We start from the raw sequence: 24,977 nt of genomic DNA on the forward strand, positions 1-24,977 counted from the left end.
ATTGGTTCGCTTATGACATCGGACGATGCAATCGATATTAAAGAGGTGATCTTCCTGTCGCAGCGTGTCGAAGACGATTACCTTTCCCAACCGACGGAAGTGGTTGAAGCATTCGATGCACGGATAACTGCGGTACAGAACCTTCGACGCCTGCCTGCCAGGCATCATCAGGCGCTATCGGGAAATGCGAAGGGGATCGAAGAACTCCGCGTCTTCCACGACAGCAACACAAAAAGGACGGCGAAATTCCGGCGGAACAGGTTGCTCGGCTCTTGGAGAGAAAACGTCAGGCAGATCAGTTTTATGCCGGAAATTGGGCATTGCTACGCGAACGTTACGATGCGCGGCAAAAGCGAAGAGAATTGACATAGGTGAAAACAATGACGGACCCTGCAGCCGGACCGGCCAAATTGGGAAGCGGAAACTATCTCAAGGACCGCGGCTATAGCGACCCTGCGGAAATGAGGGTCAAGTTTCTGCTGTCGAATGAGATTGCTCTTGCCATCGAAGACAAGGTTCTAAGCCAGAAAGCCGCTGCGGAACTGACCAACCTGAAGCAGCCGGACATCTCAAGAATCGTCAACGGCAATGTCGGCGACTACTCCGTCTGGCGACTTATGCGCGCGCTGTCCCTGCTCGGCAGGGACATCGTCATCGACATCCAACAATCGGGCCAGGCGCGCGGCGATATCAACACGAATATCGCCCCTGCAAAACAGGCGACGGGGCGTTAGGCTGCTCCTACGCAGCCACAGCCGAAATCTTGCCCAGCTGAATGACCGCCTGCGTGCGGCTATCGACGTTGAGCTTCAACAGGATCGCCGAGACATGCGCCTTGATGGTCGCCTCGGAGACCCCGAGTTCGTAGGCGATCTGCTTGTTGAGCAGGCCTTCGGCCAGCATGCCAAGCACGCGGGATTGCTGCGGGGTGAGCGTCTGCAGCCGGTGCAGCAATGCCGCCACTTCCGGCTCGTGCTCCATGCCGCGCTGAAAGCCCGGTGGCGTAAAGATATTGCCGGCCATGACCGTATCGATCCCCTGGCGGATTTCGTCGATGCCTGCGGATTTGGAGAGGAAACCCGAGGCGCCGAGTTCGAGCGCGCGCTGGATGGTCGCCGGGTCGTCATGGGCAGAAACGATCATGACCGGCAGGCTCTGGAATTCGGCCCGAAGCGCAATCAGCCCCGAAAGCCCGCTGACACCCGGCATGGTCAGATCGAGCAGCATCAGATCGACCGACATATTGTCGATCGCCGCCTGCCGCGCCGAGGTGAAATCACCGGCCTCGATGATCGCCGGGTTGCCGGGCATGCCCGCTAAGGCCTGGCGCATGGCGCCGCGAAACAGCGGGTGATCGTCCGCAATGATGATGGTCAATCCTGACGTCATGACGCTCCCTCCCAAGAGCACGGCCGCAAGGCCCGTCACGGCGGAAAAATCCTCCAATTCGTCCGCTGTGCCGTCCAGATCCGGTCAGGTCTTCTGAGGCACGTCCTCCGTCTTGTCGGACGGTGGCTTTTCCTCGCTTTCCAGATCTTTCACAATTCCCATGAAACTGCGCATCATTCTTTCCATGACGCCCATCGTCTGGTCAATCTCTTCCTTCGTCGGAAGCCTTGGTTTGATGCCCAAGGGGCCTTCCGAGGCGGTCTTTTCCAGAGTTTCCACGCGTTTGGTCAGCAAATCGAGTTCCAGCTCAAAGGCGGTGCGCTCGTCGGCCGCCATCCGGCAGACGATGTCGCCGTTCTTTTCCTGGCAGAGCGAGACCTCGCCGGTCTGCGTATCCAGCCGCGCGATGCCACTATCGGTCTTCTGCATGGCATAACGCCCGGGCGCCGGCTCCTGTGCCAGGGCTGCAAAAGCCGCAAACACGCCGCCAAGGATTACTACCGGCATCAGCATCCTGTTCATTGCATTCTCCTTGCTCGACAAATTCCGCTGATCCCAAAAAATCAGGATCCCGTCACGCTTGCCGGTGGACATTCGCAGAAGATTGCGGCAATCCCGCAAAGGATATCGTCCAGGCTTTCAGGAAACGGCGGCATGCGCAGCATTATCTACAAAATCGTTCCGGCAACTCTATGGCAGGATGCGCGCGAAAGCGGAGAATTCAAGGGCGCTCCGATCGATCTGACCGATGGTTACATCCATTTTTCGACCGCCGATCAGGTCAAGCAGACCGCCGCCCTGTATTTCGCCGGTCAGGACGGCCTGCTGCTTGTCGCCGTCGATGGCGAAAAGCTGGGCCAAGCGCTGGTGTACGAGACATCGCGCGGTGGCGCCTTGTTTCCGCATCTCTACGCCGCCTTGCCGCTCGATACGGCCATCTGGGAAAAGCCGCTGCCGCGCGGCGCTGATGGCAACCATGTCTTCCCGGAGCTTGACCAATGATCGACGTCTTCCAGTCGCTGGCCCGTCGTGGCCTTTTCCTGCTTGATCCGGAGGCTGCCCACGGCCTGTCGATCAAGGGGCTGAAGACCGGTCTCGTTCCGGCCTGCGCCGCCCCCGCAGACCCCCGCCTGGCGCAGACCGTCGCCGGCCTCGCCTTTGCCAACCCGATCGGCCTTGCCGCCGGTTACGACAAGAATGCAGACGTGCCGGAAGCGCTGCTGAGACTTGGCTTCGGCTTTACCGAGATCGGCACCGTCACGCCAAAACCGCAGGCCGGCAACGACAAGCCGCGCATCTTCCGGCTGGTCGAGGATCAGGCCGTCATCAATCGCCTCGGCTTCAACAATGAGGGCCATCAGGCCGCACTCCAGCGCCTCAAGGCCTGTGATCGCAAGGCGATGATCGGCGTCAATATCGGCGCCAACAAGGACAGCGCCGATCGGATCGCCGATTACGTCACCGGCATCCGCATGTTCTACGGCGTCGCCCGCTATTTCACCGCCAATATCTCCTCGCCGAACACGCCGGGCCTGCGCGATCTGCAGGCGCGCGAAAGCCTTGCGGCCCTGCTCGCCGCCGTCCTTGCCGCCCGCGACGACGAAGCCAAAAAGGCCGGTAGCCGCGTGCCGGTGTTCCTGAAGATCGCGCCGGATCTGACCGAAGAGGGCATGGACGATATCGCCTCCGTGGCGCTGGCCCATCATCTCGACGGCCTGATCGTCTCCAACACGACGCTGTCGCGCGACGGGCTGAAGGACCAGCGGCAGGCCAAGGAAAGCGGCGGTCTTTCCGGCAAGCCTCTGTTTGAAAAATCCACCATCGTGCTGGCCAAGATGCGCAAGCGCGTCGGTCCCGACCTGCCGATCATCGGCGTCGGCGGCGTCTCGTCGGCCGAAACGGCGGCGGAAAAAATCCGCGCCGGCGCCAATCTCGTCCAGCTCTATTCCTGCATGGTCTATGAAGGGCCACTACTGCCGGGCAAGATCGTCCGCGGCCTGTCGGCGCTTTGCGACCGCGAAGCGCTGACCTCGATCAGCGACATCCGCGGCAGCCGGACGGATTATTGGGCGTCCAAAGACGCCCGAACCTGATCAGCCGGTCGAGAGCACCATGGCCCAATAGGGCCGGTTTCCGGAAGCGGGGTTGCGCATCACGGCGACGCCGAGGCCACTATAGTTCGGGCCCAGCATGTTCTCCAGGTGCTTGGGCGAGTGGAACCAGGCGGCATAGGCCTTTTCGGCGCTGTCCTGGCCCATGGCGATGTTTTCGGCTGCAGGCAGCGCCACGCCGCCGCCCTTCATGCGCGACAGGAAACTGTCGCCCATGCCGATCAGGTGCGACATCTTTCCGGCCTTGGCCATGCGGGAAGCCTGCGACAGGGCCGCTTGCGCTGCCGCCGGATCGCGGGCCAGCGGCTTCAGGCCCTTTTGTTTTCTGAGCGCGTTGATGTAGCCGAGCGTGGCATCGGTCTGGTCGCTGCCATTGCCGCTCGGTGTCACCTTGGGCGTGCCGCAGCTGGCGAGCATACCGATCGAAAGCAGGGCACCGGCCCGCAGGAACGTCCGCCGGGAGGCAGTGAAATTCTGATCGTGCATGTTACCGCCGGTAGCTCAGGACGCGCAGGATGATGAAGACCGGGATCACCACGGCCGCACCGAGCAGCAGGTAATCGCCGACGCGGCCAAGGGCTGCGAAGCCGGAATGCCAGAGATCGAGGATGAAATCCCGAACCGTGTAGAAGATGCCATAGGGTGTCCAGCCGAAAACGGCCATGACAAAGCCGACGATGACCGAGACCACCAACAGCTTGACGAGCACCCGAAGGGGCGAATCGCCCAGAAACCTGTTCACTCCATCGGCCATGGCCCATGATTCTCCTGTTTTTCTTCACATAGGCCGCCATGGCCCCTGCCGCAAGCCGTCAACATTGCCGTCAAATCGCCGCTTGCCATTTCTACAGTCCCACGCGACAAGCGCGTGAAGCCCAGACCGTCGATCGGCGGCGCGCAATCGAGACCCGGAACCATGTCGCTCAACCAGCTTTCCTCCGGCGATCTCATCGCCGACCGCCGCGCCGAATATGCCCATATGCTTGCCGATAGCGGCGATCATGCGGATGCCGCCGATTTGATGACGCAGGCGCTGGAGCTTGTGCCCGATTGGGCGGCCGGCTGGTTCCGTCTTGCCGACTATGAGGAGAAATCCGGCCGCAAAGAGGCGGCCATCGCGGCCTTGCGCAAAGTTCTCACCCTCAACCCGGACGATATCTTTGGCGCCGGCCTGAAACTTGCCCTTCTCGGCGGCGCCGAAACACCCGATCAGCCGTCGAGCCTCTACGTCGCACAACTGTTCGACGACTATGCCGACCGCTTCGACAAGGCACTGGTCGAAAAGCTGGATTATACCGTTCCGGAAAAGCTGGCAGCACTGATTACCGGCCACACGGGCGAAGCGCGGTTTGCCAATGTGATCGACCTCGGCTGCGGCACCGGCCTGTTCGGCGAGCGCATCCGCGACAAGGCGAATCGGCTGGAAGGGTTCGACCTGTCCGCCAACATGCTGGCAAAAGCGGAGGGCAAGGGCTGTTACGACCGTCTGGCGCAAGCCGACCTTTCGATGCCGCCGGAAACCTCCGGGCTGTTTTCGGACATGCCGGACCACCGTGCCGATCTGGTCAGCGCCGCCGACGTCTTGATGTATCTCGGCAATCTCGACAGCGTCTTCGTCATCGCGTCGCAACTCTTGGGCAGCAGCGGCCTGTTCGCCTTTTCCGTCGAGGATGCCGATGTGGAGGGCGATTTTATTCTGCGGCCGTCGCTGCGCTACGCCCACTCGGAAACCTATATCCAGAGCCTCTGCAAGCGCTTTGGGCTTGATATTCTCGCGATCAGCAAAACCGCCATTCGCAATGATGGCGGCAAACCGGTGTTCGGCATTCTGTTCCTTACGCGCAGATCGGCGTGAACGCAGTTTTGTTGCGAAGTTGAAATAGGTCAGCATTGCTTACGTATTTCACTTGATTGCGACGGACAGATTCCCGATAATTGCTGCACTGCACACAGGCGCCACGGTCGAAGGACTGCCGGCGCATCTGCACCTTCATTCATTCCCTTCACGGCCGTTCGAGGTTTACTCGGGCGCCGCCTGGCCGTCTTCGGAGATCGCGACATGAGCATCGTCAATGCCCTTGGCTTCTTGAACACAAGCGCGACGCGCCACACACCCGTCGAGGACGTGCAGGGCATTTTTTCGGGCAGCCTCGTTGCAGCCCTCGGTCTCTATGTGCTTGCCAGTGCCGGACTTTTGACAGGCAGCACCGCCGGCGTCGCCTTTCTTTTGCATTATGCGCTCGGCATCAATTTCGGTCTTGCCTTCTTCGTGCTCAACCTGCCGTTCTTCTATCTGTCGTGGAAGCGCCTCGGCATGGCCTTCACGGTAAAAACCTTCATCGCCATCGCCATCACCTCAGCTCTGACCAATGTGCAAAGCCAGGTGTTCGAGATTGCCAGCATTCATCCCGCCTGGGCGGCCCTGCTCGGCGGTCTGCTTTTGGGTTACGGTGTTCTGGCGCTCTATCGCCACCGCGCCAGCCTCGGTGGCGTCGGCATTCTCGGCATCTATGTGCAGGAGCGCTTCGGCATCCGCGCCGGTCTGGTGCAGCTTGCCATCGATCTCTGCGTGCTGGCAGCCGCTTTCTTCGTCACCACGCCGCCGGTCGTGTTTTACTCGGTGCTTGGTGCCGTCGTGCTCAATCTGTTCCTGACGATCAACCACCGCGCCGACCGCTATATCGCGCTTTGATCTTCCTCTTCTCCCCGCTGGGGAGAAGATGTCCGGAGGACAGATGAGGGGGTGGCTCGTCTGAAGCGCTTTAGCATGCCTCGGCTTCGCCGAAGCCCCCTCATCGCCTCGCAGTCGCTCGGCACTTCTCCCCGCTGGGGAGAAGAGGTTTCTCACGCGGCCTTTGCCACCTTGTCCAGCGGATGCTGCGAACGGAAGCTGACGGCCAGCCGATTCCAGACGTTGATGGCGCCGATCGTCACGGTAATGATGGCGATCTCCGCATCCGAGAAGTGCTCCTTCAAGGCAGTAAAGGCATCATCCGGCGCGCCGGTCTGGGCGATGTTGGTGACGGCATCGACCCAGCCGAGCAAAGCCCGCTCGCGAACGTCATAGACTGGTGATTCACGCCAGACGCACAACAGGTTGATCCACTGCTCGCTTAGGCCGTCATGACGGGATTCCTTGACGTGCATGTCGACGCAATAGGCGCAGCCGTTGATCTGCGAGGCGCGCAGCTTGATCAGGTGGATGAAGCGGCGCTCCAGGCCGGAACTCTGCACGTAATTTTCAAGCGCCAACACGGCCTTGAAGGCTTCCGGCGATGCTTTTGTCATATCGAGACGCGGGTGCATGGTCTTGTCCTTTGTTGAGGGCTCAGCGAGCCGCTTTGCGTTCGTGGATTTCCAGAAAGGCGCAGCCTCTTGCTGCGATCGATCCATCGTCGATTTCGGCGAGTTGCACGCCGAGGTCGGCAATCGTGGTCTTGGCCAGTTCCGCCCTGTAGACGCGCTCCGCCCTCAGCATGGTGGCCGAGATATTGCAGGGCTTGGAAAACAGATGATTGCCGACCGGGTTCGGACCCCGCTGGCGGATTTCGCCGCAGCGGAAGGCCGGTGCAGGGCCTTCGACGGCAAGCACGATGTCGAGCAGCGTGATCTTCTCCGCCGGCCGTGCCAGCCGGTAGCCGCCCTTTGGTCCTGGCACGGTATGCAGAATACCGGCACCTGAGAGAGACTGCAGATGCTTGAGCAGATAGCTGGTCGAGACACCATGAAACTCGGCGATCGCAGCCGCCGACAGAACCCCGCCCTCGGACAGGCCGGATAGCATCGCAACGCTGTGAATAGCTTGCTCGACCCCCTCACCCAGCTTCATCGCCTTACCTCCGCTTTTTATCGTGGATAATTTATATCCACGATTATTCGAGCCGTCAAGCGGTGAAATTCATCACAGAGCTTGCGTTCGCAAAATCGGGAGATAGAAGAACATGATACGGACGACGGGAAACAGTGACGATGATGGCAACCCCTGCAAAATCGGCCTTTGCGGCCTTGATGAACTCAAGCGCCGAGCGGCATTCGATCGTCGATGACGCCCAGGGCGTGATCTCCGGCAGCATGCTGGCCGTTCTCGGCATCACGCTGTTCTCCAGCGCCGGGCTTTTGACGGGCGGCACGCCCGGCATCGCCTTTCTCGTCCATTACGCGACCGGCTTCAGCTTCGGCGCCTGCTTCTTTGTGGTGAACCTGCCCTTCTATTATCTGGCCTTCCGCCGCATGGGCCTGGCTTTCACGGTGAAAACCTTCATCGCCGTCGCCCTGACATCGGCCATGTCCGAAGTCCTGCCACGGGCGCTGGGGATCACCCATGTCGATCCGCTGATCGGCGCGCTGTTTGCGGGCCTTGTGGTTGGGGCGGGCCTGCTCGCCCTGTTCCGCCACCGCGCCAGCCTTGGCGGCATCGGCATTCTGGCGCTTTATCTGCAGGATCGTTTCGGCTGGCGCGCCGGCCTTGTCCAGCTCGGCTTCGACGGCGCCATCGTCGCCTGCTCGTTCTTCCTCGCTAGCCCCTATATCATCGCCTGCTCGATCGCTGGTGCCGTCGTCATGAACATCACGCTGGCAATGAACCACCGCAAGGACCGCTATATCGCGATGTGAGAAGGCTGGCAGCTACGCCCCTGAAGGCGTAACGGCACGCAGGGCGGTCGCCACCACCGCATCGCCGAATTCTATCGAGACCGGACGATGCCCGACCAGAAGCCGGAAGAACACCGGCCCGTAGATCATGTCGAGCAAGGCCTCCAGATCGATCGGCGGCGCGATCTCGCCCCGGGCCAGCGCCTGCTCGAGAATGACGCGTCCGGCATTGCGGCTCGACAGGATTACCTGATTGCGGAATGCCTTGGTGAATTCGCTTTCCGGATCTGCCGCCGCCAGTGCCATGGTGATCTGCCGGCCGCGCGTGGTGGCGAATGCCGTCACAAGACCGCGCATCTGCGCACCGAGCGCGACGTCCGCCGTCGCCCCCTTTGCTTCCGCTTGCGGCAAAGGACTGACCAGCAATGCAGCCATCGCCAGTTCCTGCGCATTCGCCCAGGAGCGATAGATCGTCGGCTTGCCGACGCCTGAGCGCGCCGCCACCGCCTCGATGGTCAGGCGACCAAAGCCGTCCGCCATCAGGATGTCATGGGCAGCCTCAAGCGCCCGCCTTTGTGCGGCCTCACTCGGCGGGCGTCCGCGTTTCTTCGGTTGTGTATTTGGGTCTTGACTCATATCATTACGATACGTAACGTTAATATACACACCCGTCAAGGAGGAGCGTCCGATGACCAGTATTGCCCGCAAAGTCAGCGCCTATTTCGTCGTCAAGAATGCAGCCCAGGCCATCGAGTTCTACAGCCGCGCTTTTGGTGCCGAAGAGATCTTCCGCATGACCGACCCGTCGGACGGCCGCATCGGCCATGCCGAACTGCGGTTCGGCGAGACGCTGATGATGCTCGCCGATGAATATCCCGACTTCGGCGCCCTGTCGCCCGACACGATCGGCGGCTCGCCCGTCACCTTCCATATCGACACGGTATCGACCGATGCCGCCGTGGCGCAGGCGGTTTCCGCCGGAGCGACGCTGTTACGCCCGGCCGCAGACCAGAGCTTTGGCGAGCGCGTGGCGCAGGTTCTCGACCCCTATGGCCATCGCTGGATGCTGTCGCAGACCATCGAACAGGTGACGCCGGAGGAAATGCAGAAGCGCTGGAACGCAGGCGCGTCCGCATAAGCTCTGCAGCCACGGCGGCGATGAAAGCGGCGCGCACAGTCCTTTCGAGGCATTGCGGGTCTATTTCAGAATTCGGTAATCGATGCCTGTTATACGGCACCTCATATGCCCATAACCTGCGGATGACACCAGCCTTGGACCTCGCGACTGTACTGCTCCTCCACAAGTCGTCATTTTTCATTGGTGCGCTCTGCTTCCTGTATGTTCGCTGGCAATCGCCGAGCAGTCACGGGCTCGGCATCCTCGCCGCCGCCTTTACCCTCCAGGCCGTTGCCTCGACATTTGCAGGCCTCGGTGAAAAGCATGCTTTGCAGCTTTCCGTGTGGGCATTGTCGAGCTTTTCGCTCGGCACCCTTGGCTATGCCGTCTTCTGGATTGGAATGAGGAGGCTTAGCGGTAACAACAATCGGCGCTCACGGGACTGGTTTGCGCTGGCAATTCCCGCAGGCCTTATCGTGACAGCGCTCCTCACCGGATTTCACCGCGACAGCATTTGGCGTACGAGCATCTTTCAAGGCAGCTCGATCCTGTTCCTGGGTGCCTCGGCCGTGACGCTTATGCTGGACGACCGGCATGAAAAACTGTCGGCCAGATATGCGCTGGCGGCAGCGATTGCCGTGGCGGTCATCCTGTCGGTGTTCGTGGTTGCTGGGTTGATCGCGCCGGATACAGCACCCCTTCATCCGCGCGACGCCTTCTTCCTGCTCATCCTTTGCCATTTCGCCATAGCTCTGTTTTCGCTGGTTTTCGTCAAGGAACGAGTGGAAGCCATGCTGACGACGCTGCTCGACACCGATACGCTGACGCAGATCCGCAATCGCCGCTAGTTCTTCCTGACGCTACCCGCCGCACCGCTTGCAGGCGACGCTTTCATCATCATCGACATCGATCACTTCAAGCGCGTCAACGACACGTTTGGCCATGCCGCAGGCGATATCGTGCTTGCCTCCGCCGCCAGGGAAATGGCGCTGAACCTGCGCCACGGTGAAATCTTCGCCCGCCTTGGCGGTGAGGAGTTCGGTCTCTATCTGCCCGCTTCATCCAATCTCGATCCGCAGGACGTTGCCGAAAGACTGCGCAACGCCGTCCAGTCGCTGAAAGTCAAAGTGGGCGAGACCGATATCCCGGTCACGATCAGCGCCGGTACGGCTGTGGCCTGCGCCGGCCTGCCGCTGCACGAGCTTATGAGCCGCGCCGACACGGCGCTGTATGGGGCCAAGAGCCGCGGCAGGAACCGCATCGAGGCTTATCGGGCCGATGCGCCATCCGTGCTCGCCTCCGACCCCCGGCAAAACACACGTCCGGCACAGACGACGAAGGCCGGGCAGGCAGCGTAACCGGACTTCCCTTCATACGGTTCCGCCGGCGACCAGCCAAACTGCATGTCTTGCCCCGCTTCTTTTCCCCCGCGATTGCACTACATTCACCGATGTGAACCAGATCGATTCCATCCCGCGCGCCAAGACGCAAATTCTCCTGCCGCCGCCCTTCCTGCGCTGGTTCGAAGAAAAGGGCTGGCAGCCGCGTGCGCATCAGCTGGAGCTTCTCTCCCGCGTCCAGGGCGGCGAAAGCATGCTTCTGATCGCCCCGACCGGCGCCGGCAAGACGCTGGCCGGGTTCCTGCCTTCGCTGGTATCGCTCACCGAGCGCGGAAAAATCCCGCCGGGCTCGGCCTTCACCGGCATCCACACGCTCTACATCTCACCGCTCAAGGCACTCGCCGTCGATATCGAACGCAACCTGATGAAGCCGGTTGGCGGCATGGGCCTGCCGATCCGCATCGAAAACCGCACCGGCGATACCCCCGCCGCCAAGCGTCAGCGCCAGAAGCTCAATCCGCCGGATATTCTTCTGACCACGCCGGAACAGGTGGCGCTGCTGCTCGCCAATGGCGAGGCCGAGCGCTTCTTCAAAGACCTGAAATATGTGGTGCTCGACGAGTTGCACTCGCTGGTCACGTCCAAGCGCGGCCATCTTCTCTCGCTCGGCCTTGCCCGCCTGCGCCAGCTGGCGCCGACAATGCAGGCAATCGGCCTGTCGGCCACCGTCGCCGATCCGATGGACCTGCAGCGCTGGCTGGCGCCGCAGAGAGAGGGTGAAAACAATCATGCCGGGCTGATCACCGTCACCGGCGGCGCCCGGCCGGAAATATCCATCCTGTCCACCGAGGAGCGCGTGCCCTGGGCCGGGCATTCCGCAGTCTACGCCATCGGCGATATCTACAAGGCGATCGGCGAAACCAAGACCACGCTTTTGTTCGTCAACACCCGCAGCCAGGCCGAGCGGGTCTTCCAGGATCTCTGGACCATCAACGACGACAACCTGCCGATTGCGCTGCATCACGGCTCGCTCGATGTCGGCCAACGGCGCAAGGTCGAGGCGGCCATGTCCGAAAACCGTCTGCGCGCCGTCGTCGCCACCTCGACGCTCGATCTCGGCATCGACTGGGGCGACGTCGACATGGTCATCCATGTCGGCGCCCCGAAAGGGGCATCACGCCTTGCCCAGCGCATCGGCCGCGCCAATCACCGCATGGACGAACCGAGCCGCGCCATCCTGGTGCCGGCCAACCGCTTCGAGGTGATGGAATGCCAGGCCGCCCTCGACGCCAACTATATCGGCGCGCAGGACACGCCCGCGGTCGGCAAGGGCGCGCTCGATGTGCTTGCCCAGCATGTACTCGGCATGGCCTGCGCTGCGCCCTTCGACCCGCTGGCGCTCTATGCCGAGATCACCAGTGCAGCACCCTATGCGTATCTGACCTGGGAAACCTTCGAGCGCATCGTCGATTTCGTCGCCACCGGCGGTTATGCGCTGCGCGCCTACGAACGCTACGCAAAGATCCGCAAGACGCCCGAAGGTTTTTGGCGCGTGTCCAATCCGATGATTGCGCAGCAATACCGCCTTAATGTCGGCACCATCATCGAATCGCCGATGCTCAACGTGCGGATGGTCAAGCACAATGCCCGTGGCGCTCTCGGTCGTGGCGGCATGCCGCTCGGCAAGATGGAGGAAAATTTCGTCGAAATGCTGTCGCCGGGCGATACGTTCCTGTTTTCCGGCAAGGTGCTGCGCTTTGAGGGTATCCGCGAAAACGAATGCCTGGTCAGCCAGGGCTTCAAGCTCGACCCGAAGGTACCCTCCTACAATGGCGGCAAGTTTCCGCTGTCGACCTATCTTGCCCAGCAGGTCCGCAAGATGCTTGCCGATCCCAGCCGGCACGCGACGCTGCCCGATCAGGTGCGCGACTGGCTTTCCCTGCAAAAAGACCTCTCGATGCTGCCGAAGGAAGACGAGCTTCTGATCGAAACCTTCCCCCGCGGCAGCCGCCATTACATGGTGATCTACGCCTTCGAGGGCAGGCTGGCCCATCAGACGCTGGGCATGCTTTTGACGCGGCGGCTCGACCGCGCCGGATTGAAGCCGCTTGGCTTCGTTGCCACCGATTATTCGCTGGCCGTCTGGGGCCTTGAGGATCTGAGCGACGCCTTCACGTCCGGCCGGCCGTGGCTTGCCGACCTGTTCGACGAGGACATGCTGGGCGATGATCTCGAAGCCTGGCTGAACGAAAGTTTTCTGCTCAAACGCACTTTTCGCAACTGCGCCGTCATCGCCGGACTGATCGACCAGCGCCATCCCGGCAAGGAAAAGAGCGGACGGCAGGTGACGGTTTCCGCCGATCTCATCTATGACGTCCTGCGCAGCCATGAGCCGGATCACATCCTGCTTGAGGCCACCCGCAACGATGCATCCACCGGACTTTTGGAAATCGAGCGGCTTGGCGATATGCTGTCGCGAATCAAGGGGCATATCACCCATCGGCCGCTCGGCCGTATTTCGCCGCTGGCCGTGCCGGTCATGCTCGAAATCGGCCGGGAATCGGTCAATGGCGACGCGCAGGACTTTCTGCTCGCCGAAGCCGCCGACGAACTGTTTGCGGACGTGCTGGCCACGGCATCGCCATAAACCTTGGTCAGAGACTGAACACAACGCCGCGCCGGAAATCCTATGCACCGCATCGCCCATGCCATCTCCGCCCTCCCGGACAATCCGGCGCAATCGGCCCGTATCGTCGTCAATGGCGTCATCGGCATCTGCGATCCGCTCGGCGGTCTCTATCTGCCCGATCTCGGCACACTCGTCGTTTCCGATCTGCACCTGGAAAAAGGCTCGGCCTTTGCCCGCCGCGGCATGATGCTGCCGCCCTATGATACGCTGGCGACACTGCGCATTCTGGATGCGGTGATCTCCCGCCACAATCCGAAGACCGTCATCAGCCTCGGCGATAATTTTCACGACCGGGTCGGCTCGGCGCTGATGCCCGGGCTGTTTCGCGGCATGATCGAAACCATGGCGCGCGGCCGCGAATGGATCTGGATCAACGGCAACCACGATCCCGACGGCACCACTGCCCTGCCCGGTGCATCGATGGACGAACTCATCCATTGCGGATTGATCTTCCGCCACGAACCGGGGCTCAACGCCACCGCAGGCGAGATCGCCGGCCATCTCCATCCGTCCGCCACCGTCCGCCGCCGTGAAAAATACATGCGCCGCGCCTGCTTCGCCACCGACGGCCGCCGCCTGATCATGCCCGCCTTCGGCGTCACCACCGGCGGCCTCGACTTGCGCCACCAGGCCATGCGCGGCCTGTTCGACCACCAGAGCCTCATCGCCCATATGCTGGGGCGGGACCGGATCTATTCGGTACGCTTTGCCAATTTGCTGGGATGAGCGCAGGAATACCGGGAGCGAAGACCGTAGCGGAGAGCCTGAGCATGACGGAGAAACGCGTTTCACCGAGGACACGGGCTCTCAAGAGCGGCCGTATCGTGTTCAATCACGGATCTTCGTCGATCGACTGCACGATCCGCAACCTCTCGGCAAGCGGCGCCAAGCTTCTTGTCGAGAATGCCCTCGGGCTCCCCGATGAATTTCTTTTGATGTGCGCAGACGACAGGAATTACAACTGCACTGTCAGATGGCGCAAGCTCAATGAGATGGGTGTCAGTTTCGACGCTGCCATCTAGCGCGCCTCATCTTTCTCCGCCCCATATCGCAGGATAATTCCGCCGGATTCCAGCGGCCGGGATTCCAGCAGCTTGAGCGGCATGCGCCGGTCTGCAGGCTTGAACAGCGGCGTCCCCTGCCCGAGCAGGACCGGCACGACGCAAAGCATGATCTCGTCGATCACATCGCCCTGCAACAGCGAGGCGACGAGGTCGGCGCTGCCGAAAATGTAGATGGTCTTGTCGGTGGCCTGCTTCAGTTGCGCAAGCTCGGCCGCGATGTTCTTGACGACGCGGGTGTTGTTCCAGTCCGATTTTTCCAGCGTATGCGAGGCGACGATCTTCGGAAGCGCGTTCATGTAGGCCTTGACTTCGGTGTCGTCGTCCGCAGTCGCCCAATAGGCCTTCATGCCCTCATAGGTGACCCGGCCAAAGACGAGCGCTTCGGCCTTCTTGCCGAATTCCTTGCTCAACGCGTCCAGTTCCGGCCCCCAGGCCTGCCTGTGGAAATCGAGATCCCATTTCTTCACCCCCTCGAAATAGCCGTCGAGGGTGACGAGATTCCAGACGATGACCTTGCCCATATCAAGCTCCTTCGATCAAAACAGATTGGAATTCACAAGCGGCCTGATGTTAATCAAACAGATTGCAAAATGCAATCGGTTATCGTGAAGGCGCCTGAAAGACGGTTGCGGTTTCTCGACCCGGGTATCGCTCCATCCAAGCGGCCTGCCGTCGACTGATCATGCGCGGCCTCTTTGATCACCTTGTCGCGCTGGGGTGGACCGGATTTATTCGGCTTGCCGATCTGCTGGAGTGAACGCTGACTCTTTTACCATCGCGCTCATTATGATAATTATTGTCAATAATTATCACTTTCATGAGGACGAGCGATGGCGAGTTTCGCATTGAACGAGCATTATGAACGCTTCATCCAGGCACAACTTGAATCCGGCCGCTATAACAATGCCAGCGAAGTCGTGCGGGCGGGGTTGCGGATGCTTGAAGATTTCGAGGCGGCACGCGAGCGCTGGCTGCGCGACGAAATCCCGTCGCGCCTGGAGGATATCCGCCAAAACCCGCAGACAGCCATTTCGCTCGAAGACGCCTTTTCCAGATTGGAAGGGCGGCATCAAGCTCGGCTTGCCAAGTCAAAATGACCATGCGCTACAAAGTTCTTCTCCATCAGAAGGCGGAGGAAGAGCTGAATGCGCTCTACGATACAATTGCAGAAAGTGCCGGCCCAACAACTGCTTGGAACTTCGTGTCGGGCATCCGCACATTCTGCACACAATTGTCGGATTTCCCGGAGCGCGGCACGGAGCGTGTCGAACTGATGCCGGGCTTACGCATCATCGGATATCGGCGCAGTGTCAGCATCGCATTTGCGGTCGAGACCGACACCGTCATCATTCTCGGCATTTTCTACGGCGGCCGGAATTTCACCGCCGAGATGTTCGACGAGCGGCGTTAGACGCACGGCTTTGATTTAAAGCAGTTTATACCACTTATTCTACGAAACTCAGATTGTCCGGAAGCTCAACCATCACATCGAGTGGCTCGAAGTGCCGTACATTCTCGGTGACGACCGTCAAACCATGTAGCTTTGCCGTGGCGGCGATAATGACATCGCCAAGCCCGGGATGCCGGCCTCGTCCGTCCGCCTCATCTTCGATTGCTCCGGCGACCCTTGCAACTGCAATATCCATCGGCAGGATGCAGTCATCGAATGATGAGACAATCCCCTCCAGCCACTGCCGAAGCCGCGCCGACTTTTCGCTGGCGCCGCGCCGTTCAAGGTTTCTGATCCCCTTTTCAATTTCCGCAATCGTCATGGCGGACAGGAATAGTCTGCCTTCCGCGCCTTGCTCACGCATCCACGCGATCAAGGCGACCGAGGGCGCCGGTTTGTCAGGTGCAAATTTCGAGATGACATTCGTGTCAAGCAGATAACCGCTCACGGATCGATATCTCTCATTTTCGACGGACTGCGTTCAAGCTCCACGCCGCCGGGAAAGGTCATGAGATACTCGCCGAAATTCGGCCGCGCCTTGTTCATAGCTTTTCTGGCTGCTTCAGCAGCCTCGATACTGACAAGTGCTGCAACCGGTTTCCCGTGGCGCGTGATCGTCACGAACTCGCCTTTGATCGCCTCGTCGACAAGGTTCGAAAATCCAGCTTTCGCATCCCGCAGACTGACCGTCGACATTCATTCACTCCTTGTGGTCATTTGTGACTACATTGAGCGCAAAAGTCCGAGAAATCAAGACTACGGAATACCCCTCGGCAAACGGGGCAATCCAGCTGAGTATCCGCCGCTAAACCTTCCTAACCCTCGTATCGCTCCACCCCAGCGGCTTGCCATCGGCCGAGCGTAATTCGAGTTTCTCCACCGGGCTCCCGGTGGCCACGTCCACCAGCACGGAATGCTGTTCGCCGGGCGCGTAAAGATGCTCCTGGCCCCATTGCCGCAGGGCGACAACGACGGGGAAGAGCGCGCGTCCCTTTTCCGTCAGCAGATAGTCCTGATAGGCGCTGCCATCCGATGCCGGTGCCGTTTCCAGGACGCCGCAATCGACCAGATCGCGCAGCCGCGCCGTCAGCATTCCCTTGGCGATGCCGAGGCTGCGGCGGAATTCGCCGAAACGGCTGATGCCGTCGAATGCGTCGCGAACGATCAGCAGCGACCACCAGTCGCCGATCGCATCCAGCGAGCGGGCAACCGGACATTCTGCCTGCGTCAGGCTTGTGCGTTTCAAAATCGTCCCTCCGCATTCGCTGTCTGGTCTTAAAATAGGACTAGACTCGCATCGGCGCAACTGGTCTTATTATAAGACCAAATTGAAAGGAGAATTGATGCGCGGTGCAATGACAGATACGGCGAGACATGACCCGGCCGGGATTTCCGGCGCAATGGCCATGATGTTTGCCGTGGCGGGCGGCCTGAGCGTGGCGAACGTTTATTACGCCCAGCCCTTGCTCGGGGCGATGGCCGGGGATTTCGGCATCAGCCCGGCCTCCATCGGCATCGTCGTGACGGTGACGCAGATCGGCTATGGGCTCGGGCTGATCTTCATCACGCCGCTTGAAGACATTCTCGACCGGCGCCGGCTGATCGCGGTGCAATCGCTCCTGCTCTGCTTGGCACTGGCGGCCGCCGCTCTGGCACCGACCGGCGGCCTGTTCATGGCGGCCATGGCCGCCGTCGGACTATTGTCCGTGCTGGTTCAGACGCTGATCGCCTTTGCCGCCGTTCTCGCTGCCCCGGCAGCGCGCGGCAGGACCGTCGGCATCGTCACCAGCGGCGTGGTCATCGGCATCCTCTGTGCCCGCTTCATAGCGGGTCTGCTGTCGGACGTGGGCGGGTGGCGGTCGGTCTATCTGACCTCGGCAGTGCTGACGCTGCTGATGGCGATCGCGCTCCACCGCATTCTGCCGGATCATCGCGAAAGCCAGCCGACGCCCTCCTATTGGAGCCTGCTGCGCTCCATCCCCGTGCTGTTCATCGAAGAGCCGGTGCTGCGCAGAAAGGCCGGCATGGCATTCCTGATCTTTGCCGTTTTCAGTATTTTCTGGACATCGCTGGCACTGCCGCTCAGTGTCGAACCGCATGCGATGTCGCACACGGCCATCGGACTGTTCGGACTTGCAGGCGTCGCCGGTGCGCTTGCCGCTGGAGGTGCCGGACGATTGGCTGATCGTGGCCTGGGCAACTGGACGACAGGATTGCGCTCGGCCTGCTTCTCGCCTCCTGGGCACTGATCGCCATGCTTCACACGTCGATACCAGCCCTGATCGCCGGCACCGTGCTTCTGGACCTGGCGATCCAGGCCGTCCACGTCACCAATCAGAGTGCGATCCTGGCCATTCGGCCTGAAGCCAAAAGCCGGATCATCGGCGGCTACATGGTGTTCTACTCGGCAGGCAGCGCCAGCGGCGCCATCGCATCGACGGCCATCTTTGCCCATGCGGGCTGGGCCGGCGTCTGTCTTCTGGGCAGTGCCGTCAGCCTCGCCGCCTTCATCTACTGGGCCGCCACGCTGCCGCGCCGGGAAAACCGGCCGTTGGAACAGTGCCCGGCGGGCTAGAACGCGTTGAACGTCAGCGTCGTCAGCGACCGGTTGATGCCCGGCACGGTGGCGATGTTGTCGTTGATGAACTTGCCGATGTCCTGCTCTTCATCGACATAGACCTTGATCAGAAGATCGTAGTCGCCGCTGGTCGAATACATCTCCGAGACGATCTCCTTCTTGTAGATCACGTCGGCGACTTCGTAGGTCTTGCCGGGGGCGCATTGCAGCTGGACGAAAATCGGCTTCATGGCTCAGTCTCCTGATGTTTCGATCGCAAATAGCCTGTTTTCACGACGAGGCAAAGCCGCATCCGGTTAGTCCCTGCGGAAGACGATGCTGGCCAGCCAACCGGTGACGACGGCCAAAAGCACGGCCACCAGACCGTAGAGGAACGGCTGTTGATGTGCTGCCGTGGTGATCGCCTGCTCCAGGCCGGTCTTGACGACACGCAGTTCCAGCGCCTTGGCGGCAACGAAAAGGCCGTCACGGAACAGATAGGCGCGGACGATATGCGATCCGTTCGGCACGTCGGCCGGCAGGCGCAACGAGGCCTTGAACAGGCTGGAACTGATGAACTGCACGCCGCCGGGATCGCGCTGATAGACGCCGGTGGTTTCCCGTAGCCGCCGGAACGCATCGCGGAATTCGGTGAGGTTGCTGCCATCGCCGATAAAGCCGATCGGCGTCAACGGCATGTGATCGACGCCGATGCCCATATTGTTCATGTTCCCGGGCGCCGCGATCGTCTCGATATCGCGCGTGCTCGACAGGGAATAGGATTCCGGCACCTTTTCAAAGGTCATGGATCTGGTGTTGATCCAGATGCCGAAGACACGCTCCTTGCGCCGTACCGTGGTGTTTTCCTTCGGCCCCTCCAGAGCCACGACGATATTGTATTTGCCCTGCGCCAGAAGCCCCGGATCGGCACCGTCAATGGCGCCGAAGATCGTCAGATCGGCGCCGCGGAAATCCGACGTGATGGCGATCTCGTCGGTGGAGATGCCGATATCCAGCTTCTCGGTGAAATCGACCGGTTCGGCCCGTGCGGCAAGCGGCGCACAAAACAGGAGACCGGCAAAGAGGAAGCGCGAGACGATCCGCATCAGAAACCGATCCCCGCAGAGACGATCGAATAGACTTCCTTTGGCGGGATCACCAGCTCGATGGCAAGACGGATGCCGACGGCCAGAACCAGAAGCGCCAGAAGCGCCCGCAACTGCTCGCCGCGCAGCCTCTGCCCCACCCGCACGCCATATTGCGCGCCGATGACGCCGGCAATCATCAGCACGAAGGCCAGCACGATATCGACGGTGTAGTTGGCCGACGCCTGGACGATGACGGTATAGGCCGACACGAAGATGATCTGGAACAGCGACGTACCAACGACGACATTGGTCGGGATGCGCAGGAGATAGATCATCGCCGGCACCATGATGAAGCCGCCGCCGACGCCCATCACCGATGTCAGGATGCCGATGCAGAAGCCCAGCAAGGCGATCGGAATGACGCTGAGATAGATCTTGGATTTCTTGAACCGCATCTTCAGCGGCAGGCGGTGCACCCAGTTGTGGTGACCCGGCCGCTTCAGCGTGACGGTCTCGTTCCTGGCGGCACGGCGCAGAGCGTTGATGCTCTCCCACAGCATCAGGGAGCCGACGGTGCCGAGCAAAAGCACATAGGCGAGCGAAATCACCAGATCGAGCTGGCCGATGCGGCGCAGCAGCGAAAAGAGCCAGAGACCGACCGTCGCCCCCGCCAGACCGCCGCAGAGCAGCACGGTTCCCAGTTTGATATCGATCGTGCCGCGCCGGAAATGGGTGATGGCCCCGGAGATCGAGGACGCGACAACCTGGTTTGCACCGGTGGCGACGGCAACGACGGGCGGGATATTGTAGAAGATCAACAGCGGCGTGATCAGGAAGCCGCCGCCGACACCGAACATGCCGGACAAAAAGCCGACGGCTGCGCCCATTCCGAGGATGATGAAAATGTTCACCGACAACTCTGCAATGGGCAGATACACCGTCACGGCCAGACCTCTAAATATGCCAATAGCCCGCAAGGCGGGCGGAAAACATCAAAGTGGCAAGTGATTCACCACGGGAGATAAGGAATGAAACAGTCTTGAAAACCAATTGTTAAAATCGCGAATTCAACGTCGTTCCGTCATGCGCCCCGGGGTCAGGCCTGTCAATCTTTTGCAGGCTTTACCCTAACCAGAAACCCGTTTGTTTGTCCGGCCGGTCTGCGGCATTATTGCGGCCGCGGATGCCGTTCCCGGGCATGGCTAGTCAAATCGCCGGCCTGTGCCCGAATGGCCACAGAAAGCCTCAGCCGTTCCGCTTCAGAAGTTCCTTGACGAGCGCATCGGTGATCTGCCCGGTCGGCTCCTGGTCGATCGACTTCTGGAAGGCCTTGATCGCGGCGACGGTCTTCTGGCCCATCTCGCCATCCGGCTTGCCGGCGTCGAAGCCGTTATTGTTGAGGATCGCCTGAATGTTGCGCAGCGCCTTCTTCATGTCGACCGATGCGGTCTTCGTGCCCTTGCCGACCCAGGTATCCGGCACATCGACCGAATTGGCCTTGGCGTCCAGCGGCGTCAGCGTCCAGGCATCGAATTTCGCCTTGGCGCTTTTCAGCTGGTCGGGCTTCAGGGCCTTGCCGACTTCATCGCGCTTCTGGCCGGCATCGGCGTCGCCGTCTCGGGCAGCGATCGAAAACCACTTGTAGGATTCTTCCAGATCCTGGCTTACCCCGTTGCCGCGAGCATAGAGGATGGCGAGGTTGAACTGGCTGTCGCGGATGCCGCGATCGGCGGCCATGGCAAACCACTTGCCGGCGCCGGCGAAATCGGGAGCGGCACTGCCGCCGCTTGCCAGCATGACGGCGAGATTGTGCATGGCGCTGGCATTGCCTTTTTCGGCGGCCTGCTGGTAGAGCGTGCGCGCCTTGACCAGGTCGCGGCTGACGCCGGTGCCTTTTTCATAAAGGCTGGCGAGACGGTATTCGGCCGGAATGACGCCGGCGTCGGCAGCGCGCTGATACCATTTCGCCGCCTGGACGAGATCGGCCTTGATGCCACGGCCTTCGGTATAGACGGCACCGATTTCGAACATGGCGAGGGGATCACCCTTCCTCGCGGCTTCGGCCAGCGCGTCGGGCTTGATGTCGGCGGGAACGGTCAGTGCGGCTTCGCCCGCAGCAGGCTGTGCCGCTGCAGTGCTGACCTCGTCCTTTGCCGCATTCAGACCCGTTGCCGTTTCCGGTGCGGAACCTTCGATGACCGGCGACAGCATCCGGCTGCCGACCGCTCCGGTTTCCGGCATGGGCTGCGCGGCGGCGTCCGGCAGTTTTGCGTCCGGTTGAACGGTTTCCGACAGCGGGGTTTCCGGCTGTCCGGTTGTCTGGTCTTCGGCCTGCGGCTGCAACGAGGTCAGCGGGTCGACGTCGTTATCGGCAGCCTCCGTCGCAGGGGCTACATTTTCCGTTGCCGGTGTTTCTGCAGCGGCCGGCACTTCATGTGTCACCGGCTGTTCGATCGCAGCCACCGGCGCCTCGACGGGCGCCTGTTCGCCGCGGATCAGCGTGTTGACCAGCGGATAGGACATGATCGCCAGAAGCACGGCACCGACCGCCATGAGGATAGGACGGCGATGACGGGAAAAGACGCCGATCGGCGAGGCGCTGGCGCCGCTCTTGCCACGGTTCATCGTATCGACTTCTTCGGCCGCCTGCTGGGCGGCGCGGCGGGCGGCGGCGATGAAGTCAGCCTTGTCCGATTCGCTCGGCGGCGCGGTGCGGCCGGTCTGGCCGGCACGAACCCGTTCGAGAATCTTCTTCACATCGGGAACGCCGGAGCCGGGCTCCAGCAGCTGGTTGGCCATATCCGGCTCGATGGCATCGGCCGCATCGATCGACGGCGTCGGGTCGATGACCTGGCGCTCGACGGCGCGAACCGGCTCCGTGCGCTTGCTGGTAAACCGCTTGGTGAGCCCTGCAAGCAGGCTGGGCTTGGCGGCGGGCACCGGCGCTGTCTTTACATCGCTCTGGTGCACGGCCGCCTGCTCGGCAACGGCTTCCGCGACCTCTTCGCGCGAAGGGCTGGCAGGCTCGGCCTCGTCGGCGATCCCGTGCATGTCGCGCTTCAGCTCTTCGTAGCGGCGTCCAAAATCAGCTTCGGCGAAGGGATCGTCCTGCGTCTCGAAAACCGGTTGGGTGGCGTGGGGCATTGGCGGCTGGCTGTTGAGGCCGCGTGAGCCGAAGGCGCGGGGCGCATCCTGTTCCTGACCGCGCTCTTCCAGCCTCTCCAGCTTTTCGGCGATATGAACGAGCGTTTCGTGCAGCGCTTCGAACGTGCGCGCCGTGCGCTCCTCGCTCGAGCGGCTCATGTCCTCCAGAACCTTGAGATCGTCGGCAAGCGCCGAGATCGCCGCCATATCCGAACCGCCCGAGGCGGAATGGCCCATGCCGTTCTTCGAATAGGCTTCCATCACCGCCTCGGCCGCCTGGCGGGCTGCCTCGATGATATATTCGTCGCTGGTCGCCAGATAATCCTCAAGCGCGCTCATCCGGCCTTCGAACTCGACGGGGACCGCGGCCATTTCGCGTGGCTGGCTGACAAGGCTCGACAGGTTGGCGATCTGGTCCTGCAGGCTGCGCAGGATCTCGCTATCATCATAGGGCGCTGCGTGGGTTTCCTCGAGACGGATGGCAATATCGGAAAGCTGGCCTTCGAGCCGGTCGAAACGCGCATCGCCGGAATGGGAGGTGGCCGGCATATCCAGCTGGTCGATCCGGCGGGCGAGATCATCGAGACGCTCGGCGAGCGCGTCGTTGACCGAACCCTGATCAAGCGCGTCGATCTTGCGGGAAATATCGGAGAGATATCCGGTCAGGTCCGGCTGGGAGGACACCTTCTGCGACCGTTCGAGCATCTGCGACAACTGCTCGAGACGCTCTTCAAGGCGGACGGCGGCCTCTTCGTTGGCCAATTCCTCGACACGGGCCGTCAGAGCCTCGATGCGGGAACCGACGCCATTGTCGGCAGGCCGCTGCAGGCCGTCGATCTGGCGGGAAAGGTCGGCAAGGCGGCCTTCGACGCGGGTCGCGCCGGCGCTGTCTGGAACGGAAGCACGGCCGCTGGCAACGATGGCGCGGCTGATCTCGTCGAGACGCGCGTCCAGGTCGGCAAACTGCGATGTCATCTGGCGATCGTCCGGATGCATATGGCGGCCGATCATTTCGATCGCCTGGGCGACGGAAACCAGCTTGTCTTCCAGCGCGTGAATGGCCGGGCCGCTGTTCATCGAGCCGATCTGCGACTTGATCTCATCAAGCCGGTAGGCAAGCGCCACCAGTTCGTCGTCGCGGTTGGCATCGAAGGCATTCATCCGGTCTTCGACACCGGTCCAGCGCGCTTCCATACGGTGCACGCTATCCTCGCGGGCAAGGCCATCGATCATGACGCGCAGTTCGTCGAACTCGACCTTGAGCGCATCGGCCTGCGACGGCGATGCCTGCCGGCCGAGCTGATTGATGCTGTCGGACAGACGCTGCAGATCGCTGCGGATATCTTCCGCCATCGTCAGGTCCTGGGCCGCATCGGCGGTGATGCCGCGGATTTCGGCGCGCAGCGTCGTCATCTCGCGCGACAGTCCGTCGGCAATGTCCTTCTTCAATTCCTGACGCAGGCCGACCAGCGCCTGGGCAATCTCGGCCATGGCCGGATCCTGGCGTTGCGCTTCGCTGCGGTATTGCTCCGAGCGCAGCGGCTCGCTGCGAACGGGCTCCGGTCGCTGGGCCGGCTGATGGCGGATGGTTTCCTGGCGCAGGTTTTCTGGGCGCAGGTTTTCTGGGCGCGTGATTTCTGGGCGCGTGATTTCTGGGCGGATCGGCTCGCGGCGGAACGGCTCGCTGCGATAGGTTTCGCTGCGCAGCTGTTCGCTCAGCGGCGGTGCCACCGGCATCTCGCGACGCGGCTGAACGGGTGCCTGGAATGCCGGAGACTGGAACGAAGGAACGCCGCGCTCGTCATAGGTGCGCGGCTCAGCCCGGGGCTGGATACGTTCGCGAACGGCGTCGCGTTCCCGGACGGCGTCGCGGTCCCGGACAGCTTCGCGTTCCCGGACAGCTTCGCGTTCCCGCGTGGCCGTCAGCGTCCGCTGCCGCTGCATGATTTCAGTGATTGGGTCGGCGACAGCCACCGGGACATCGCGCTCGGCCGGGACGCTTCCCCGCTGATCACGCCTTGCCGTTCCCATCAAACCTTCGATGCGCGCTTCCAAGCCCTCGATCGTGCGGTTCAGCGCGTCGAGAGACGACCTGTCGCCATAAGACTGGGCGCCGGGACGTGGAGTGTTTGATCGCGATCCGTTCATCGTTCTTCGCCTCTTTCATCGGCCTTGATCGGAATCCGGGCTTCAGAAAGGCAAATCCCCGCCTTCCGGGAGTTCCGGTACCGATCCGGACAGAGCTGCAAGGACGCGAAGACAAAACTAATGCAGCTGTGACCATCTCAACACGCACTTTCACGAAACGTGGTAAATAAGCCGTTAACCTGACTGAAAATTTTTTAACGATTTGCGCGCATGCTGGCATCGGGAGACCTCCCGAATTCATTTCGGCACACGCGGCCCTCCGGTTCCGGCGATGGATCAAATTTTGC

General features: G+C 61.5%; 30 protein-coding genes and 1 pseudogene. 16 read left to right on the forward strand and 15 right to left on the reverse strand.

Annotation, left to right across the window (positions count from 1 at the left end; all coding sequences use genetic code 11):
- The first annotated feature begins 12 nt into the window (after window positions 1–12).
- Complete coding sequence (locus tag ACP7BS_RS24700) at window positions 13–366, forward strand: hypothetical protein (RefSeq protein WP_426240217.1); 354 nt, start codon at window positions 13–15, stop codon at window positions 364–366.
- Between the two features lie 14 nt (window positions 367–380).
- A complete protein-coding gene (locus ACP7BS_RS24705) occupies window positions 381–734 on the forward strand; it encodes a helix-turn-helix domain-containing protein (RefSeq protein WP_426240218.1) in 354 nt (117 codons plus the stop codon).
- Between the two features lie 7 nt (window positions 735–741).
- Here ACP7BS_RS24705 and ACP7BS_RS24710 read toward each other — a convergent pair whose 3' ends face one another.
- Entirely contained in the window at window positions 742–1,389 is a 648-nt protein-coding gene (locus ACP7BS_RS24710; protein ID WP_426240219.1) for a response regulator transcription factor, read from the reverse strand.
- A gap of 84 nt (window positions 1,390–1,473) precedes the next feature.
- A complete protein-coding gene (locus tag ACP7BS_RS24715; protein WP_426240220.1) occupies window positions 1,474–1,911 on the reverse strand; it encodes a hypothetical protein in 438 nt (145 codons plus the stop codon).
- Window positions 1,912–2,043: 132 nt separating this feature from the next.
- Between ACP7BS_RS24715 and ACP7BS_RS24720 the strand changes: the two genes are divergently transcribed.
- Window positions 2,044–2,391: a DUF952 domain-containing protein gene (locus tag ACP7BS_RS24720; protein ID WP_426240221.1), complete on the forward strand. Its 348-nt coding sequence runs from the start codon at window positions 2,044–2,046 to the stop codon at window positions 2,389–2,391.
- Window positions 2,388–3,482 carry a quinone-dependent dihydroorotate dehydrogenase gene (locus ACP7BS_RS24725; protein WP_426240222.1) on the forward strand — a complete coding sequence of 365 codons (1,095 nt, stop codon included), beginning with the start codon at window positions 2,388–2,390 and terminating at the stop codon, window positions 3,480–3,482. The genes ACP7BS_RS24720 and ACP7BS_RS24725 overlap by 4 nt, the downstream gene beginning before the upstream one ends.
- Here ACP7BS_RS24725 and ACP7BS_RS24730 read toward each other — a convergent pair whose 3' ends face one another.
- The gene (locus ACP7BS_RS24730) at window positions 3,483–3,986 is read right to left on the reverse strand and encodes a CAP domain-containing protein (RefSeq protein ID WP_426240223.1); all 504 of its coding nucleotides are present in this window, start codon (window positions 3,984–3,986) and stop codon (window positions 3,483–3,485) included.
- 1 nt (window position 3,987) lies between these two features.
- Window positions 3,988–4,254 (reverse strand): DUF6460 domain-containing protein, encoded by a 267-nt coding sequence (locus ACP7BS_RS24735; protein ID WP_426123949.1) that lies wholly within the window; start codon window positions 4,252–4,254, stop codon window positions 3,988–3,990.
- A gap of 162 nt (window positions 4,255–4,416) precedes the next feature.
- Here ACP7BS_RS24735 and ACP7BS_RS24740 point away from each other — a divergent pair, with 162 nt between their 5' ends.
- Together ACP7BS_RS24740 and ACP7BS_RS24745 are read left to right on the forward strand one after the other, a co-directional pair.
- Window positions 4,417–5,355 carry a tetratricopeptide repeat protein gene (locus ACP7BS_RS24740; RefSeq protein ID WP_426240269.1) on the forward strand — a complete coding sequence of 313 codons (939 nt, stop codon included), beginning with the start codon at window positions 4,417–4,419 and terminating at the stop codon, window positions 5,353–5,355.
- Window positions 5,356–5,559: 204 nt separating this feature from the next.
- Window positions 5,560–6,192: a YitT family protein gene (locus tag ACP7BS_RS24745; protein WP_426240224.1), complete on the forward strand. Its 633-nt coding sequence runs from the start codon at window positions 5,560–5,562 to the stop codon at window positions 6,190–6,192.
- A gap of 152 nt (window positions 6,193–6,344) precedes the next feature.
- Here the strand turns inward: ACP7BS_RS24745 and ACP7BS_RS24750 are convergent, their stop codons facing one another.
- Both ACP7BS_RS24750 and ACP7BS_RS24755 read right to left on the reverse strand, forming a co-directional pair.
- Complete coding sequence (locus tag ACP7BS_RS24750) at window positions 6,345–6,806, reverse strand: carboxymuconolactone decarboxylase family protein (RefSeq protein ID WP_426229236.1); 462 nt, start codon at window positions 6,804–6,806, stop codon at window positions 6,345–6,347.
- 22 nt (window positions 6,807–6,828) lie between these two features.
- The gene (locus ACP7BS_RS24755) at window positions 6,829–7,329 is read right to left on the reverse strand and encodes an RrF2 family transcriptional regulator (RefSeq protein ID WP_426240225.1); all 501 of its coding nucleotides are present in this window, start codon (window positions 7,327–7,329) and stop codon (window positions 6,829–6,831) included.
- Window positions 7,330–7,472: 143 nt separating this feature from the next.
- Here ACP7BS_RS24755 and ACP7BS_RS24760 point away from each other — a divergent pair, with 143 nt between their 5' ends.
- Complete coding sequence (locus tag ACP7BS_RS24760; RefSeq protein WP_426229450.1) at window positions 7,473–8,114, forward strand: YitT family protein; 642 nt, start codon at window positions 7,473–7,475, stop codon at window positions 8,112–8,114.
- A gap of 12 nt (window positions 8,115–8,126) precedes the next feature.
- Here the strand turns inward: ACP7BS_RS24760 and ACP7BS_RS24765 are convergent, their stop codons facing one another.
- Complete coding sequence (locus ACP7BS_RS24765) at window positions 8,127–8,729, reverse strand: TetR/AcrR family transcriptional regulator (protein ID WP_426240226.1); 603 nt, start codon at window positions 8,727–8,729, stop codon at window positions 8,127–8,129.
- A gap of 52 nt (window positions 8,730–8,781) precedes the next feature.
- On the opposite strand from ACP7BS_RS24765, the gene ACP7BS_RS24770 reads away from it, so the two are divergent.
- The 6 genes from ACP7BS_RS24770 to ACP7BS_RS24795 all read left to right on the forward strand — a co-directional run bounded on the left by ACP7BS_RS24770 (window position 8,782) and on the right by ACP7BS_RS24795 (window position 14,261).
- A complete protein-coding gene (locus ACP7BS_RS24770; RefSeq protein WP_426240227.1) occupies window positions 8,782–9,231 on the forward strand; it encodes a VOC family protein in 450 nt (149 codons plus the stop codon).
- 134 nt (window positions 9,232–9,365) lie between these two features.
- Window positions 9,366–10,058, forward strand: coding sequence for a hypothetical protein (locus tag ACP7BS_RS24775; RefSeq protein WP_426240228.1), 693 nt, complete (start codon window positions 9,366–9,368; stop codon window positions 10,056–10,058).
- A gap of 51 nt (window positions 10,059–10,109) precedes the next feature.
- Window positions 10,110–10,568 (forward strand): GGDEF domain-containing protein, encoded by a 459-nt coding sequence (locus ACP7BS_RS24780; protein ID WP_426240270.1) that lies wholly within the window; start codon window positions 10,110–10,112, stop codon window positions 10,566–10,568.
- Window positions 10,569–10,662: 94 nt separating this feature from the next.
- The gene (locus ACP7BS_RS24785) at window positions 10,663–13,197 is read left to right on the forward strand and encodes a ligase-associated DNA damage response DEXH box helicase (RefSeq protein WP_426240229.1); all 2,535 of its coding nucleotides are present in this window, start codon (window positions 10,663–10,665) and stop codon (window positions 13,195–13,197) included.
- A gap of 42 nt (window positions 13,198–13,239) precedes the next feature.
- Window positions 13,240–13,965, forward strand: a complete 726-nt coding sequence (pdeM, locus tag ACP7BS_RS24790; protein ID WP_426240230.1) for a ligase-associated DNA damage response endonuclease PdeM — start codon at window positions 13,240–13,242, stop codon at window positions 13,963–13,965.
- A 44-nt stretch (window positions 13,966–14,009) separates the two neighbouring features.
- On the forward strand, window positions 14,010–14,261 hold the full coding sequence (locus ACP7BS_RS24795; protein ID WP_426240231.1) for a PilZ domain-containing protein: 252 nt from the start codon (window positions 14,010–14,012) through the stop codon (window positions 14,259–14,261).
- Here ACP7BS_RS24795 and ACP7BS_RS24800 read toward each other — a convergent pair.
- A complete protein-coding gene (locus tag ACP7BS_RS24800; RefSeq protein ID WP_426240232.1) occupies window positions 14,258–14,824 on the reverse strand; it encodes a dihydrofolate reductase family protein in 567 nt (188 codons plus the stop codon). The two genes, ACP7BS_RS24795 and ACP7BS_RS24800, sit on opposite strands and share 4 nt — an antisense overlap.
- 309 nt (window positions 14,825–15,133) lie before the next feature.
- Here ACP7BS_RS24800 and ACP7BS_RS24805 point away from each other — a divergent pair, with 309 nt between their 5' ends.
- A complete protein-coding gene (locus ACP7BS_RS24805; protein WP_113318498.1) occupies window positions 15,134–15,400 on the forward strand; it encodes a type II toxin-antitoxin system ParD family antitoxin in 267 nt (88 codons plus the stop codon).
- A gap of 2 nt (window positions 15,401–15,402) precedes the next feature.
- Window positions 15,403–15,714: a type II toxin-antitoxin system RelE/ParE family toxin gene (locus tag ACP7BS_RS24810; RefSeq protein ID WP_426240233.1), complete on the forward strand. Its 312-nt coding sequence runs from the start codon at window positions 15,403–15,405 to the stop codon at window positions 15,712–15,714.
- Window positions 15,715–15,748: 34 nt separating this feature from the next.
- On the opposite strand, the gene ACP7BS_RS24815 is transcribed toward ACP7BS_RS24810, so the two are convergent.
- The 3 genes from ACP7BS_RS24815 to ACP7BS_RS24825 form a co-directional block, all read right to left on the reverse strand.
- Window positions 15,749–16,201, reverse strand: coding sequence for a type II toxin-antitoxin system VapC family toxin (locus ACP7BS_RS24815; RefSeq protein ID WP_426240234.1), 453 nt, complete (start codon window positions 16,199–16,201; stop codon window positions 15,749–15,751).
- Window positions 16,198–16,449 carry a type II toxin-antitoxin system Phd/YefM family antitoxin gene (locus tag ACP7BS_RS24820; RefSeq protein ID WP_426229247.1) on the reverse strand — a complete coding sequence of 84 codons (252 nt, stop codon included), beginning with the start codon at window positions 16,447–16,449 and terminating at the stop codon, window positions 16,198–16,200. Before ACP7BS_RS24820 ends, ACP7BS_RS24815 begins: the two co-directional genes overlap by 4 nt.
- Before the next feature lie 109 nt (window positions 16,450–16,558).
- Window positions 16,559–16,999 (reverse strand): winged helix-turn-helix transcriptional regulator, encoded by a 441-nt coding sequence (locus ACP7BS_RS24825; RefSeq protein ID WP_426123971.1) that lies wholly within the window; start codon window positions 16,997–16,999, stop codon window positions 16,559–16,561.
- A gap of 97 nt (window positions 17,000–17,096) precedes the next feature.
- Between ACP7BS_RS24825 and ACP7BS_RS24830 the strand changes: the two are divergent.
- Window positions 17,097–18,328: pseudogene (locus ACP7BS_RS24830) on the forward strand (MFS transporter).
- Here the strand turns inward: ACP7BS_RS24830 and ACP7BS_RS24835 are convergent.
- The 4 genes from ACP7BS_RS24835 to ACP7BS_RS24850 form a co-directional block, all read right to left on the reverse strand.
- A complete protein-coding gene (locus tag ACP7BS_RS24835; RefSeq protein ID WP_037104964.1) occupies window positions 18,325–18,561 on the reverse strand; it encodes an Lrp/AsnC ligand binding domain-containing protein in 237 nt (78 codons plus the stop codon). The pseudogene ACP7BS_RS24830 and the gene ACP7BS_RS24835 sit on opposite strands and share 4 nt — an antisense overlap.
- Window positions 18,562–18,627: 66 nt before the next feature.
- Window positions 18,628–19,416, reverse strand: coding sequence for a TIGR02186 family protein (locus ACP7BS_RS24840; protein ID WP_426240235.1), 789 nt, complete (start codon window positions 19,414–19,416; stop codon window positions 18,628–18,630).
- Window positions 19,416–20,342, reverse strand: coding sequence for a sulfite exporter TauE/SafE family protein (locus tag ACP7BS_RS24845; RefSeq protein WP_426240236.1), 927 nt, complete (start codon window positions 20,340–20,342; stop codon window positions 19,416–19,418). The genes ACP7BS_RS24840 and ACP7BS_RS24845 overlap by 1 nt, the downstream gene beginning before the upstream one ends.
- A gap of 301 nt (window positions 20,343–20,643) precedes the next feature.
- Window positions 20,644–24,690 (reverse strand): peptidoglycan-binding protein, encoded by a 4,047-nt coding sequence (locus ACP7BS_RS24850; protein ID WP_426240237.1) that lies wholly within the window; start codon window positions 24,688–24,690, stop codon window positions 20,644–20,646.
- Window positions 24,691–24,977 lie beyond the last annotated feature (287 nt).

Origin of the sequence: Pararhizobium sp. DWP1-1-3 (assembly GCF_049896125.1) — a bacterium.
In the GTDB taxonomy this organism is placed as follows: domain Bacteria; phylum Pseudomonadota; class Alphaproteobacteria; order Rhizobiales; family Rhizobiaceae; genus Pararhizobium.

Bases quoted from the DNA above. Each gene is read 5' to 3' on its own strand.
- ACP7BS_RS24810 (WP_426240233.1), top strand. From the start codon at position 15,403: ATGCGCTACAAAGTTCTTCTCCATCAGAAGGCGGAGGAAGAGCTGAAT.
- ACP7BS_RS24755 (WP_426240225.1), bottom strand. From the start codon at position 7,329: ATGAAGCTGGGTGAGGGGGTCGAGCAAGCTATTCACAGCGTTGCGATG.
- ACP7BS_RS24745 (WP_426240224.1), top strand. From the start codon at position 5,560: ATGAGCATCGTCAATGCCCTTGGCTTCTTGAACACAAGCGCGACGCGC.
- ACP7BS_RS24765 (WP_426240226.1), bottom strand. From the start codon at position 8,729: ATGAGTCAAGACCCAAATACACAACCGAAGAAACGCGGACGCCCGCCG.
- ACP7BS_RS24835 (WP_037104964.1), bottom strand. From the start codon at position 18,561: ATGAAGCCGATTTTCGTCCAGCTGCAATGCGCCCCCGGCAAGACCTAC.
- ACP7BS_RS24850 (WP_426240237.1), bottom strand. From the start codon at position 24,690: ATGAACGGATCGCGATCAAACACTCCACGTCCCGGCGCCCAGTCTTAT.
- ACP7BS_RS24725 (WP_426240222.1), top strand. From the start codon at position 2,388: ATGATCGACGTCTTCCAGTCGCTGGCCCGTCGTGGCCTTTTCCTGCTT.
- ACP7BS_RS24805 (WP_113318498.1), top strand. From the start codon at position 15,134: ATGGCGAGTTTCGCATTGAACGAGCATTATGAACGCTTCATCCAGGCA.
- ACP7BS_RS24730 (WP_426240223.1), bottom strand. From the start codon at position 3,986: ATGCACGATCAGAATTTCACTGCCTCCCGGCGGACGTTCCTGCGGGCC.
- ACP7BS_RS24840 (WP_426240235.1), bottom strand. From the start codon at position 19,416: ATGCGGATCGTCTCGCGCTTCCTCTTTGCCGGTCTCCTGTTTTGTGCG.
- ACP7BS_RS24750 (WP_426229236.1), bottom strand. From the start codon at position 6,806: ATGCACCCGCGTCTCGATATGACAAAAGCATCGCCGGAAGCCTTCAAG.
- ACP7BS_RS24800 (WP_426240232.1), bottom strand. From the start codon at position 14,824: ATGGGCAAGGTCATCGTCTGGAATCTCGTCACCCTCGACGGCTATTTC.
- ACP7BS_RS24705 (WP_426240218.1), top strand. From the start codon at position 381: ATGACGGACCCTGCAGCCGGACCGGCCAAATTGGGAAGCGGAAACTAT.
- ACP7BS_RS24740 (WP_426240269.1), top strand. From the start codon at position 4,417: ATGTCGCTCAACCAGCTTTCCTCCGGCGATCTCATCGCCGACCGCCGC.
- pdeM (WP_426240230.1), top strand. From the start codon at position 13,240: ATGCACCGCATCGCCCATGCCATCTCCGCCCTCCCGGACAATCCGGCG.
- ACP7BS_RS24715 (WP_426240220.1), bottom strand. From the start codon at position 1,911: ATGAACAGGATGCTGATGCCGGTAGTAATCCTTGGCGGCGTGTTTGCG.
- ACP7BS_RS24770 (WP_426240227.1), top strand. From the start codon at position 8,782: ATGACCAGTATTGCCCGCAAAGTCAGCGCCTATTTCGTCGTCAAGAAT.
- ACP7BS_RS24760 (WP_426229450.1), top strand. From the start codon at position 7,473: ATGGCAACCCCTGCAAAATCGGCCTTTGCGGCCTTGATGAACTCAAGC.
- ACP7BS_RS24820 (WP_426229247.1), bottom strand. From the start codon at position 16,449: ATGTCGACGGTCAGTCTGCGGGATGCGAAAGCTGGATTTTCGAACCTT.
- ACP7BS_RS24720 (WP_426240221.1), top strand. From the start codon at position 2,044: ATGCGCAGCATTATCTACAAAATCGTTCCGGCAACTCTATGGCAGGAT.
- ACP7BS_RS24795 (WP_426240231.1), top strand. From the start codon at position 14,010: ATGACGGAGAAACGCGTTTCACCGAGGACACGGGCTCTCAAGAGCGGC.
- ACP7BS_RS24710 (WP_426240219.1), bottom strand. From the start codon at position 1,389: ATGACGTCAGGATTGACCATCATCATTGCGGACGATCACCCGCTGTTT.
- ACP7BS_RS24735 (WP_426123949.1), bottom strand. From the start codon at position 4,254: ATGGCCGATGGAGTGAACAGGTTTCTGGGCGATTCGCCCCTTCGGGTG.
- ACP7BS_RS24700 (WP_426240217.1), top strand. From the start codon at position 13: ATGACATCGGACGATGCAATCGATATTAAAGAGGTGATCTTCCTGTCG.